Raw genomic sequence first — 12605 nt, forward strand, 5'->3', positions numbered from 1 at the left:
GACGGCAGGCTCGCGAACTCATGGGCTGAAATCGCCAGTCTGTAGCTCCCGCTGCCACTACCTCCATCAAACGGTTCGGTGTCCAGGGCTGTCGGTGAACAAACCCCTTTTCTCAGCAGACACGTCAACCGCCATGCCGATTTTATCGGCAGGCGCTCATGAACTGGAGCGTTGAAAATGAAAATCACACGTCGGACTCGGCGCCATCGCGCCGATGTCCCCGGCGGACGGGCCCCAATCGGCCTTTCCCCGGCAAATCCGTTCTCCCCCCGATCGAACCGCGTACTGCGCGGGGCGGCGATATCGCTCACCGCGACCTTCGCGATCGTCGGCCTGGTCACGAACACCGCCGCTGCTTCCCTGCCGGGCCTCGACGGCCTCGGCCTTTCCGGAACGGACACCACCTCACTGCTCGCGAGCTCTCAGCCCGGCTCGTCAGTGAGTGCTTCCGGAACGAGCGGCACCGCCAGCCCGGTCCCCGCGGGGGACCTCCCGACAGCGCAGATCCCGACCGTCGGCAAGTTCCTCAGCGGCGACGTGCTCAGCGGTGGCGTCTTCACCGGCGGCCTGTTCGGCGGCGAGACGAAGCAGACGTCCGTCGACCCGAACCAGTCCGGCGGCCACTCGACCGGGGACACCACCCATGAGGGCGGCGGCGACGCGTGCGACTTCTTCCTGCAGCACATGTGGAAGAACGAGGACGGGATCCCGCTGCTGGGCAGCAACTCGCACGCCCTGACCTACCACACGGACCCGGCGTACAAGAACCTGATCCTGTCCATGGCCAGCGGTGCGATCGGCAACTCGCACATGCCGGTCATCGACGCCTACGGCGGGCCGCTGGGCTGGATCCCGATCTTCAACCCCTCGCATGTGCGGGGCCACGGCACCGACTACCTCACGATGGCGACGGGATGCGGCGGCATGGGGCTGCCCATCGACACCAAGACCATGGCCGTCGACATGTCCCGGCTGCCGACGCCGGAGAAGGTGATCAACTTCGTCCAGAAGGGGATGCCGAGCGTTCCCGACCCGGCGAGGGTCCTGGCACCGGACTACCTCTACAACACCCTCCAGGTCGCCGAGATCATGAACCGGCTCGGCCCCGGCACGGTGTTCACCCCGGACGAGTACCTGTCCTTCGCGGGCAACAACTTCGACGCCATGCGCCTGCTGTGGCAGACCGCGTTCGAAAAGGTGAGCAGCGGCGACCCGGCCGCGGTCCTGGACGTCCTGAAGGTCACCGACAACATCAAGACGTTCGAGTCGCTCGGCATGCCGGGCCTGCCCGGCTCGGGTGGTGACACGGCGACCGGGAGCTTGCCGCTCGTCGGTCCCGCCTTGGGCGGCGTTCTCGGCGGTTCGCCCACCAAGCCGGGCACCCCGGGGTCGTCTCCGCTGCGACCGGGCGTCCCGGCCATCGGCGGCACGCCGATCTCGGGTGAGGGTCCGACCATCCCGGCCGGCTCGCCGGTCTCGGGTTCGGTCACCTTCACGAACACCGGCACCGAGACGCTCACCAACCTGAGCGGTTCGTTCCCCGGCGGCACCGTCACCCCGTCCGCGACCTCGGTCGCGCCGGGCGGCACCGTCACCTACACGTTCACGGCCCCGGCGAAGCCGGGTTCGCAGAGCGCGAAGCTGACGATCACCGGCACCAAGCCGAACGGCTCGACCGTCAGCTCGGAGATGACGATCCGTTATGTGGGCAAGCCTGCTCCTGGTACGCCTGCTCCTGGTACGCCCGGTACCCCGGCTCCTGGTACGCCGGGACAGCCTGGCACGCCGCTCCCGGGTCTGCCTGGCCTGCCTGGTCTGCCGAGCCTGCCGGGTCTGCCCGGCGCCGGGCAGCCGGGTGTCGGCGGGATCCTCTCGCCGGTGACCGGTCTGCTGGGCAACGTGGTTCCGGGCTCGACCCCGAAACCGCAGCCGGTCCCGCAGCCGACGCCGCAGCCGACTCCGACTCCGGTTCCGACGCCGCAGCCGGTTCCGGTCCCGCAGCCGCACCCGACGCCGCAGCCGCAGCCGTCGGCGAGCATCTCCATCGGTACCCCGCTGGTGAACGGGAAGGCCGCGGGCAGCGCCCCCGGTCCGAACGTTCCGTCGGGCAGCCCGGTCACCATCACGATTCCGGTGACCAACAACGGCACCGTCCCGGTGTCCGGGCTGGGTGGCAACACCTCGCTCGGCAAGCTGAACTGCGGCTCGGCCCAGCTGGCGCCGGGCAGCACGGCCCGCTGCACGGTCACCACGACCGCGCGGCCGGGCTCGAACACCGCGCAGTTCAACTTCACCGTGTCGGGTCCGAACGGCACCCAGCAGAGCAAGGCCTGCCGGATCTTCTACACCGGTACGCAAGCGGGCGCGGGCAAGCTGTCGATCACCGGCAAGCCTTCGGTCAACGGCGCCGTGGTCGGCTCGAACTCGACCGCGACCGTGCCCGCCGGCAGCACGTCCACCATCAAGGTGCAGATGACCAACACCGGCACCGCGCCGATCGCCGACCTGCGGGGCACCTCGCAGAACGGCCGGGTCACCTGCAACGGGACGACGCTCGCGCCGGGTGCCAGCACTCAGTGCACGATCACGTTCACCGCGAGTCCCGGTGCCAAAGCGGTGAAGGCGACCTTCACCGGCAAGGACGCTTCCGGCAACACCTCGACCGTCGGTTTCTCGCAGAGCTACACCACCACCGGTGTGTGCACCTGCGACCCGGCCTCGTCGACCGCCACGACCGGAGCGGCCACCTCGGCCACGTCCGCGAAGGCAACCACGTCGACCAAGTCGGCCAGCTCAGCCACGTCGTCGACCGGCTCGACCACGTCGACCGGGCACACCACGTCGACCGGGCACACCACGTCGACCGGGCCGGCGGTCACCTCGCCGCTGTCCATGATCACCGGCGCGGGCACGCACTGACAGACATCGGCTGACGACAGCCGGACACCGCCGAGACAACTGATCAGCCTCAGCAGAGCGTGGAAAGGTTTCTCATGCGTACCTGGGTAAAACGGTCCATTCAGGCCGGGTTACTCGCAGGTGGCTTGATGCTCCTCGGCGTGGGTGTGGCCCACGCCGAGGAGGACACCGGGCCTTCGCGAACAAGTGACCAGGCGACCGACACGACCGCGGGCACCAGCCCGCTGACCACCGTGACGTCGCTGGTGTCGGGACTCGTGCAGCCGCGGCAGGCGGCGACGAACACGACCTCGGCATCCGCGTCGACACCCACCACGACGACAACAACCAGCACCGGCTCGGCTACGTCGCCGGGCACCGCGTCGGCGACTCGGCCGGTCTCGCCTGTGGCGCGAGTCCTCGCACCGGTCAGCTCCGCGCTGACCGCGCGATCCGACTCGTCCAGCCCGGTGACCGCGGCCACCTCGGCAATCACCGGGGAACCCGCGGGAAGCGGAGCCACCAGCGTCGCCGGGACAGTACCGACGGCGGCAACATCCGCCGGCACCACCACGGGTGACGACACGGCCAGTGCCGCCACGACCACGTCGACTCCGGCAGACACCGGCGGCGACAGTGGGTGCTCGTGCCACCTGACCATGGGCACGCCCACGGTCGACGGCACCAACGCCGGATCACCGGACACCGCCGTACCGGTCACCGCCGGCCGACCGGCGACCGTGTCCGTCCCGGTGACGAACACGGGTTCCGGCACGGTCAGCAACGTCAGCGGCACCACCGCCGACGGTGCGATGACCTGTTACGACAGCACGCTGACCGCCAGTGAAAGCACCGTGTGCACCGGGCCGTTCACGCCGACCGCGGACACCACCGCGGCACCGGTCACGGTCACCGGCACGACGGCGAACGGTGAGCAGGCCGGCACGACCGGCACCGCCCACGTCACGCCCGCCGCCAGCCCGGCGCCGGGTACCGGCGGCGACACCGGGTGTTCGTGCGACCTGACCATGGGCACGCCCACGGTCAACGGCACGGACGCCGGATCACCGGGCAACGCGGTACCGGTCACCGCCGGGCAGCCGACGACGGTGAGCGTGCCGGTGACGAACTCCGGCACCGGCACGGTCAGCAACGTCGAGAGCACCACTCCCAATGGCGCCTTGACCTGTGGTGACAGCACTCTGGCCGCCAATGAAAGCACCGTGTGCACGGGAACGTTCACGCCGTCCGCGGACACCACCGCGGCACCGGTCACGGTCACCGGCACGACGGCGAACGGTGAGCAGGCCGGCGCCACCGGCACGGCTTACCTCGCCCCCGCCGGCCCGGCACCGGTACCCGTTCCGGCACCGGCTCCGGCTCCGGCTCCGATGCCGGTACCGGGCACCGGCGACCCGCACGGTGACCCCGGAACCCATCCGGGTTCGCCGACCAGCGGCGGAACCGGCGGCACGACCGGTCACCAGACCGGTGGCTCCGGGCACGGCACCGTGGGTGCCGGTCAGGGAGTGGTCATGGTGGGGAGCGGTCTCGTTTCCCACGCGGCCGGAGCGCACAGCGGTTCGGCGGAAGCGTCCCTCCACGGCGCCTCCGGCGAGCACGTCGACGCCGGATACCCGGTGCCCGCCGGTGCTGTCGAGGCCGGTGGCGGCGGGACCGCTGACGATCAGTGGCCCGTCGGCGGCGGACTGGCGTTCCTGGTGATCGCCCTGCTCATGGTGACGGCGGTAGCCGCGCGCCGTCGTCACTTCCGATAGGGGGAACGGTGTGGTGTGGCCTTGCCCCGGCCACACCACACCATCCCTCCTCGTTCGACGACTGGAGAGGCATGGCTGTCGAAACCATCCGGACCCGGCTGCTCCTGCTCGCGCTGCTCGGCCTGTCGTGGATGCTGGCGGCCGTCACGTTCTTGCCGGGCAACACCGGTTTCGCCGTGGTGAGCGCGTCTTTCGTGATCATCGTCGGCGTCGGCTGGGAGACACTTCAGCAGGCCGGTCGGCAGCTGCGCCGAGGCAAGGACCGGCCGCGTCCCGGGTTCGGCGCGATCACCTCCGCCTTGGCCGCCGCGGCGGCATTGGGGCTGGTGATCAGCCTGACCACGAACCCGATGCCGGCTCCGCCCGCGCCTGCCATGGCGGCCCCACGACCGTCCCCGCCACCGGTGGTACCGGCCAGGACGGTCGTCGATCCCGCGGTCCGCGTGAACCCGATCGCGGTGCACATCCCCAAACTCGGCGCCGACTCGTCGCTGATCGAGCTCGGCCTCGACGCGAACCGGCGTATGCGGACACCGCCGGTGACCACGCCGATGCAGGCGGGCTGGTACGAGCCGGGACCGGCGCCCGGCCAGGCCGGGCCCGCGGTGATCGTCGGTCACGTCGACGGCGCGTCCCAGCCCGGCATCTTCTACCGGCTGCACGAACTCGCGTCCGGTGACCGCGTCACCGTCGAACGCGCGGACGGTTCCGTCGTCACCTTCGTGGTGCGCCGGACCGTCCACGCCCCCAAAGATCGCTTTCCCACCAAGGAGGTCTACGGCCGCACCGCCGGCCCGGAACTGCGGCTGATCACCTGCGGCGGTTCCTTCGACCGAGCCGCGCGCTCGTATCGCGACAACGTCATCGTTTTCGCTCGGCTCGAAGGAGACGACGGCCACGACCGGCATGGGTGAGCACACGCTTCGCCGAACGTCCGCGTCCTCGTCGTTCGCCAGTCCGCGCAGGATCGGCTCCGACACCACGGCGGGATTGGCGGCCAGCCGTTCATGGATCTCGCCGGGTCGGATCGTCGCGGTTCCGCTCAAGATACGGCCTGAAGCCGGGGCCGCGGCCGGTACCGCCGCGGCCCCGGACGTCACTTCAGGTGCCGGGCGAGGAACCGGCCCGCGGCTTCCCCGGCGAACGACGGGACGCCCGTGTGCCCGCCCATGTTGGCGTTCAACGTCTTCTCCTTGGAGCCGAAGGCGTCGAACAGATCCAGCGCCTGCTGCCGGTCGTTCCCTTCGTCGTCCCACTGGAGCAGGACGTGCAGCGGGATGGTGACCTGCCGCGCCTCTTCGAGGATGCTGCGCGGCACATAACTCCCGGCGAACAGGACGGCGGCTTCGACGCGCGGCTCGACCGACGCCAGCCGCGTGCCGATGGCGATCACCCCGCCCGAGAACCCGACGGGGCCGCCGATTTCAGGCAGTGCGAGGAGCGCGTCGAGGGTGACTCGCCATTCGGGAACGGCCGTTTCGACCAACGGCAGGACGAGCCGGTCGACGATGTCGTCGGTGACCGGCTCGCCGGCCTTCAGCACGCGCTGCAGATCGGCGCGGGCCTCGTCGACGACGGTGAAACGCGGCCGGTCACCGGCTCCGGGGAGCTCGATGGTGGCCGTGGCGTAGCCCTCCGCCGCGCAAGCGAGGGCGCGGGCCACGAGCCGCGGGTGCATCCTGCCCAGTCCGCCGGGATGGCCCATCAGGACCAGCGGGACCGGCGCCGCGGACTCCGGCGTCCACAGGATGCCGGGAATCTCGCCGAGCGTGAATCCGCGCTCGAGGACACCATCTTCGAGGCGTTTTTCGGAAGTGAAGTGCATGGTCGTGCCTTTCGGGAGTGCTCATGAGACGGCGCTCCCGGACGACCTATCGCCCGACCGTGACCCCGGAGGGGAGCACCCATGTCGAAATGTCCACGGGTACCACCTCCTCGTTCGCTCGCACGGCCTCCGGCAAGGTAGCAGCGGCCGCGATCAGGTGCCAGCGGTTTATTGAGAGGTAAGACCTGTAGCCGGGCGGTTTCGCATGACCGCAGGGACGACACACGTGATCAGACGGACGACACGCGTGTCCGGGCGGACGACTCGTGCCGGACCCGGCCGCGTGCCAACGGTTTAACCCACCACCGAAAGCCCGTCCGCCACGACGACGCCGTCGTGCAGCACCGTACGGTCCTTGCCCCGGTCCATCACCGCGCTCGTCGGGGTCTCGCCGTCCACCAGCACGAGGTCGGCACGGTCGCCGACGGCCACCCCCGGCCGGTCGGCGATGCCCGCCAGCCGCGGGACGTCGTGGCTCATGATCGACGCGCCGCCCATCGTGGCGACGGCCAGCGCCATCTCGATCAGGTCGTCGCGGCGGAAGCCGTTCGTGAAGGCGAGTTGCCAGGTGCGGTCGAGCAGGTCGCAGTTGCCGTACGGGCTCCAGTAGTCCCGCTGGCCGTCTTCGCCGAGGCCGACGCGCACGCCCGCGGTCGTGAGGTCCGCGAGCGACAGCTGGCCGTCGGTCGACGGCGCGACGGTCGCCATCGCGATGTCCAGTTCCGCGAACGTGTCGATCAGCCGGCGGCTCACCGATTCCGAGATCGAGCCCAGTTCGTACGCGTGCGACAGGGTGACCTTGCCGCGCATGTCCAGCGCGCGGACCCGTTCGATCACCAGATCGGTGGAGAACACACCCAGGTGGCCGGGTTCGTGCAGGTGGATGTCGACCTCGACGCCGTACTTCTCGGCGAGCCCGAACACGACGTCGAGATGCCCCTTGGGATCCTTGTCGAGCGAGCACGGGTCGATCCCGCCGACGACCGTGGCGCCCGAGCGCAGCGAGGCCTCCAGCACGTCCACGGTGCCGGGCTCGCGCAGGATCCCGGCCTGGGGGAACGCCATGATCTCGACGTCCGCATGCTTGGCGAAGCGCTCCTTCGCGGCGAGGACGGCGTCGAGCTTCTCGAGCCGGCAGTCGACGTCCACCTGCGCGTAGGTGCGCACGCGGGTGGTGCCGTTGGCGATCATCCGCTCCAGCGTCCCGGCGACGCGCTCGGGCAGCGGGACCTCGGCGTTTCGCCAGTTCTCGCGGTCGTTCAGCATCATCGCCCACACGCCGGGCGCGCCGGTGTGCGGCCGGAACGGCAGGCCGATCCGCGTCGAGTCCAGGTGGACGTGCACGTCGCTGAACGACGGGAACAGCAGCCGCCCGCGTCCGTCGACGGTGTCCGGCGCCGTCGCGGCGGCGGGATCGTGCGGCCGTACCGCGGTGATCCGGCCATCGGCCACTGCGACGTCGCTGCGCTGTCCACCCCAGGGGCGGACGTCACGGATCAACAAGGGAGCACCTTTCTCGACGAGCTCCCTTTGGTATACCAAAGTGCTCCTTCAGGAGCAACGTCAGGTGTCCCGGTACGGACGCTTGTGGCCGGTGATGGAGTTGTGCTTGGTGATGTCGACGCCCATTTCCTGCAGCCGTGGGTACTCGGTCACCTTGAACACGTTGTCGTCACGGCGGTACGGGAAGGTGTCGAACCCCTTGCCCGGCCAGCCGGGGAAGACCACGTGCGTGTCCTTGGTGGAGTTCTTGGCGAAGGTCTCGGAGACGAAGTCCCATTTCTCCTGGACGAGTGCCTTGTTCGGGTCTTTGGGATCGTTGATCCAACCGGGCATCCGGATGCCGTGGTCCTTGAGGATCCCTTCGAGCGTATTGCCGCCGTCCTTCTTCGCGATCTGCTCGGCCGTATCCATGACCGGGCCGAGGTACTCTTCGGACCCGTCGGTCTTGCGCCGCTTGTGCCCGCCTGACCAGAAGTAGTGCTTGTCGGCCTTCAGGATCTGTTCGAGTTCCGGCTTGAACGCCTCGAACTCCTCTTTCGTCATCTTGTCGACGCGCTTGTAGTGCCCCCTCGGGCTCCTTCGCGGCGGGATCGGTTGGCCCCTGTTGCCGATCGGCTGGGGCCGCGGCTGGTTGCCCGGACCGCTCCGCCCACAGGGCGGGACGAGGCCGAGCGGGTCGCCGATGAGCAGCGGCTGATCGACGTAGCCGACGGGGTTCGGCGCGGCCGCGAGGCCGAGCGGGTCCTGGCTGAGGTAGCGCGAGGTCCGCGGGTCGTAGTACCGGAAAACGTTGTAGTGCAACCCGGTTTCCTCGTCGCGGTGCTGGCCGGGGAAGGCCAGCGGCATAGACGCGGTGTCCGCGCCGGGCAGCGGCACACCCCAGAAACTGCTGCGGTCCTGCCAGACGAGCGTGCCGCGTTCGTCGAGCATCTCGGTCGGCGTGCCCGCCGGTGACGTGATCACGGCGCGGAACGTCACGTCTTCCGCGGCGCCGGTGCGCTCGATCTGCACGACCGGACGGTCGTCGTCGTAGCGTTCCCAGGTGAAGAGCCGGTAGGACTCGTCGGCGGGGTCGTAGTCCATGCGCTCGACCACGTTCATCCCGCTCCACAGGAAGCGGACGTCGTGCGTGAGTTCGGCCTCGCCGTCCTGATCGATCAGCCAGCGGCGTTTGGCGAACCGCCGCCCGAGCGGGTCGTAGTGGTACGTCCAGAGCGCGCCGTCGGGAGTGCGCACCGAGCGCAGCCGGTCGAGGTGATCCCACTCGTAGGCGCAGGACCGGTCGGCGGTGACGCGGCCCCGCTCGTCGGAGTCGTAGACGCCCTCGTCGTGGGTGAGGTTGCCCGCCGCGTCGTGGGCGAATCGCTCGACTCCGGCGGGTCCGCGTACCTCGCTGACCCGGCCCGCGGCGTCGAAGGCGAGCCGCCACGGCCGGATCGCGTCGTCGACGGCGGCGAGCCTGCCGTCCGGGCGGTAGCCGTACACGCGCTTCCCGACCCCCGCGATCTCCTCTTCGGCGAGCCGGTCTTCCGCGTCGAAGCGCCGCTGGAGCACCACAGTGCCGTCGACGCTGCGCGTGATCTCGCGTTCGGCGTCGTCGTAGCCGAATTCGATCTCGTGCCCGGCGATCTTCAGCGACCGCGGCAGTCCCGATTCGGTGAACCGCCACTCACTGTCCACACCGGACGATGTCCGGCGCAGGAGCGCGTCGCCTTCGTGACGCCAGCACACCCCGAGCCCGTTGATCGTGTCGACGACGACCTGATCCCCGTCGTCGTGCGCCATCTCGACCCGCGACTCGACGTTCTCGGCGACGATCAACCTGCCGAGCGCGTCGTATTCGTACCGCGTGACGTCGTCGGGCGTGCGCCGCGCCACGACGTTGCCCTGGAGGTCGTAGAAGTACTCGGTCGCGTCGCCCGTGCTGCTGGTCATGCGAAGCAGTTGCCCGGCGGCGTCGTAGGTGTAGCCGATCCGGCGGCCGTCGTAGTCGGTCTCCTCGACGAGCCGTCCCGCGGCGTCGCGGACGTAGCGCCAGGTGAGGCCGTTCGGATTCGTCACCGAGGTGAGCCGCAGTTCGCCGTCGTAGGTGAACAGCGTGCGCGCGCCCGCCGCGTCGGTCTCCTCCAGGACGAGGCCGAACGGGCCGTACTTGCGGCGTCGCGCGGCACCGGTCGCGTCGCGGTGCTCGACGACGTGGCCTTCCGCGTCGTGCACCCACGTCTCGCGGCCACCGTCGGGACCGAGCCGCCACGCGCGGCGGCCGTCGGCCGTCCAGCCGAGCTTCGCCGCGCCGCCGGACGCCGTGTACGTGAGCCGCGGGCGGCCGAACAGGTCGCGGTCGCCGGGGCGATCCGTCACGGGGGCGTCGGTGAGCGGGTCGGGCGCGTCCGGGATCTCCATCGGCAGCCCGGTGCCGGTGAGGGTGGTGGCCGGATCGAACGCGGGGACCGTCCGCCGGACGTCTCCCGCCGAGAGCCGGACCTCGCCCTCGGCGTGTGCCAGCGACACCGTTGCCCCGCCGGGCCGGTGGACGGCCACCAGTTCGCCGTGTTCGTCGTATTCGTAACCGGTCTCGCGGCCGATTTCGTCCACTGTGGACAAAAGCTCGTCGCGCCGGTTCCAGCTGTAGCGCTGGGAGTTGCCCAGCGGATCGATCCGTTCGATCAGTTGCTTGGCGTCGTTGAGGCGATACGTCCACGTGTGGCCGACGGCGTCGGTGTGCCGGGTCGTGCCGGGCTCGTAGGCGAACGTCGCGTTGTAGTAACCACTCGCGCCCACGGCGCGGACGCAGCGTCCGGCGTCGTCGTAGACGTAGCGGTACCAGGTGCCCGTGCGGTCCTTCCAGCCGACGAGCCGGTGCCCGAAGTCGTAGTCGAGTGTCATCGGGCGCCCGGCGTAGTCCGTGACGGTGCTCAGCTGGCCGTGCCGGTTGTAGGCGAAGCGCACGAGCGGCGGCTGCCCCGGAGCGCCGAGCGCGACGATCCGCCCGTTCGCCGTGCCGATCGCGATTTCGACGCCGTCGTCGCGGCGGAGTCCCACGGGAGAGCCGTCGGCCGCGTACGCGAATTCCGTGCGCCCGCCGTTCTGCTCGATGGCCACGAGCGGCAGGATCCGGCCCGCGCCGGCGAAACGCAGTTCGCGATCGCCCATCGACAGCCGGTAGCCGTCCGCCGCGCGGCGCAGCCGGTGCCGCGGACCCTGCACCGGCAGCACGGGCGTGGCCGCCGGAACGGGATAGGTGAGCACCATGCCGTCTTCGGCGTAGAACAGGACCCGATCGCCCGTGAACGCCAGCCTTTGGTCCATTGTGGACGTCCAAGAAGGACCGAACCAGCGTCCGGCGGTGTAGGACGAGAGATGCGTGCGGGAGAGCTCCAGCTCCGCCGCGTCGCCGGGCAACGTCACGTCGACCTGCTTCATGACGACCTCACCGGTCGCGACGTCGACGGGGTCACCGCAGTAGTTCTTGGAATCCGAAGGCGTCGAGCGGTCCCCGTTGCCGTCCTTCTTGGTGGTGTCGTTGTTCCCGCCCCGGTCCCGGTCGCCTCCGCCGCCGGCGCCGCTGCTGTTCGTCTGGTCGTTGTCGGACTTGGTGTTGGTGCCCTTGTCGTTGGAGTTGCCGCCACCGTTGTTGTTGCCGTTGTCGGGTTTGCCGTCGGCGCTGGAGCTGGTGGTGCCCTCGTCGGGATCCTTGTCCTTCTTGGTGTCGAGCCCGCGATCGTTGCCGCCCTTGGTCTTGGGCGGCGGCGGGGCGTCGACCTTCCCGCCCTTCAGTTTGCGCAGGGCCTTCGCCGCGTCGTCGAAGAGCGAGTCGGCCCGCTTGAGCAGCGGCATCAGGCCTTTGAGCGCCTTGACGAGTTTGGTGGTGATGTCGGCGATCTTCGCGGCGGTCTTGGCGACCGCGGTCACCACCTGCGGCACCACCCAGGTCAGCCCGATGCCGAGGGTGAACAGCACCTGCAGCGCCCAGCTGATGAGGTGGCCGACGAGTTCGGCGATGATGTCGCGGACGAGGGTGCGGACGGCGGCGACGACCTCGCCCGCGGTCTTGACCCCGCTGGAGGCTCCTTCGCAGCCCTTCTGCGCGGCCGTGAGGACGTTGACGGTGTCCGCCGAGCGCTCGCGATAGCGGTCCGCCGCGTCACCGGCCCAGGTCTGCAGGTCGGCCTTGACCAGGTCGGTCAGCTCCGTGCCGACGGCGCCGAGTTCCTTGGCGATGTTGGCCCAGGTTTCGGCCTGCGCCTTGATCTGGTCGGCGTCGCCGGTCAGGGCGTCGAGCGCGTCGGACAGCGGGCCGACGTGTTCGAGCAGCCAGCCGACGCCCGCGGCGAGGATCGACCCGAACGGATCCATGGCCATCGAAAGCGCGTCGAGAGCCGTCCCGACGGCGCCCATCGCGACGGCGGCCCAGTCGCCCTTCTCGATGCCTTCTTTGAGGTCGTTCGCCGATTCCAGCAGCGGAACGCCGGTGTGCCCCTTGGTGGAGTCCTCACGTTCAGCGACCAGCGGATTCGCCATGGTGTGCCGTCTTCCTGCCTTCGGGATCTCGCCGACTGGGCCAGGCGTTTCTACCATCGCCGCGCCCTGGCTCCTTGTGC

At 69.9% G+C, this 12605-nt stretch carries 7 protein-coding genes; 3 read left to right on the forward strand and 4 right to left on the reverse strand.

Annotation, left to right across the window (positions count from 1 at the left end; genetic code table 11):
- The first annotated feature begins 177 nt into the window (after positions 1–177).
- Positions 178–2919 carry a hypothetical protein gene (locus ACSMFO_RS14415; protein ID WP_436458968.1) on the forward strand — a complete coding sequence of 914 codons (2742 nt, stop codon included), beginning with the start codon at positions 178–180 and terminating at the stop codon, positions 2917–2919.
- A 100-nt stretch (positions 2920–3019) separates the two neighbouring features.
- Here the strand turns inward: ACSMFO_RS14415 and ACSMFO_RS14420 are convergent, their stop codons facing one another.
- Entirely contained in the window at positions 3020–3523 is a 504-nt protein-coding gene (locus ACSMFO_RS14420) for a hypothetical protein (protein WP_436458969.1), read from the reverse strand.
- 34 nt (positions 3524–3557) lie between these two features.
- On the opposite strand from ACSMFO_RS14420, the gene ACSMFO_RS14425 reads away from it, so the two are divergent.
- Entirely contained in the window at positions 3558–4676 is a 1119-nt protein-coding gene (locus ACSMFO_RS14425; protein ID WP_436458970.1) for a hypothetical protein, read from the forward strand.
- Positions 4677–4747: 71 nt separating this feature from the next.
- The gene (locus ACSMFO_RS14430; protein WP_436458971.1) at positions 4748–5590 is read left to right on the forward strand and encodes a class F sortase; all 843 of its coding nucleotides are present in this window, start codon (positions 4748–4750) and stop codon (positions 5588–5590) included.
- A gap of 182 nt (positions 5591–5772) precedes the next feature.
- On the opposite strand, the gene ACSMFO_RS14435 is transcribed toward ACSMFO_RS14430, so the two are convergent.
- The 3 genes from ACSMFO_RS14435 to ACSMFO_RS14445 all read right to left on the reverse strand — a co-directional run bounded on the left by ACSMFO_RS14435 (position 5773) and on the right by ACSMFO_RS14445 (position 12525).
- Complete coding sequence (locus ACSMFO_RS14435) at positions 5773–6501, reverse strand: dienelactone hydrolase family protein (protein ID WP_436458972.1); 729 nt, start codon at positions 6499–6501, stop codon at positions 5773–5775.
- A gap of 294 nt (positions 6502–6795) precedes the next feature.
- Positions 6796–8004 (reverse strand): amidohydrolase family protein, encoded by a 1209-nt coding sequence (locus ACSMFO_RS14440; protein ID WP_436458973.1) that lies wholly within the window; start codon positions 8002–8004, stop codon positions 6796–6798.
- A gap of 60 nt (positions 8005–8064) precedes the next feature.
- Complete coding sequence (locus ACSMFO_RS14445) at positions 8065–12525, reverse strand: DUF6531 domain-containing protein (protein ID WP_436458974.1); 4461 nt, start codon at positions 12523–12525, stop codon at positions 8065–8067.
- Positions 12526–12605: the final 80 nt, after the last annotated feature.

Origin of the sequence: Amycolatopsis sp. w19 (genome assembly GCF_051373225.1) — a bacterium.
GTDB lineage: Bacteria > Actinomycetota > Actinomycetes > Mycobacteriales > Pseudonocardiaceae > Amycolatopsis > Amycolatopsis japonica.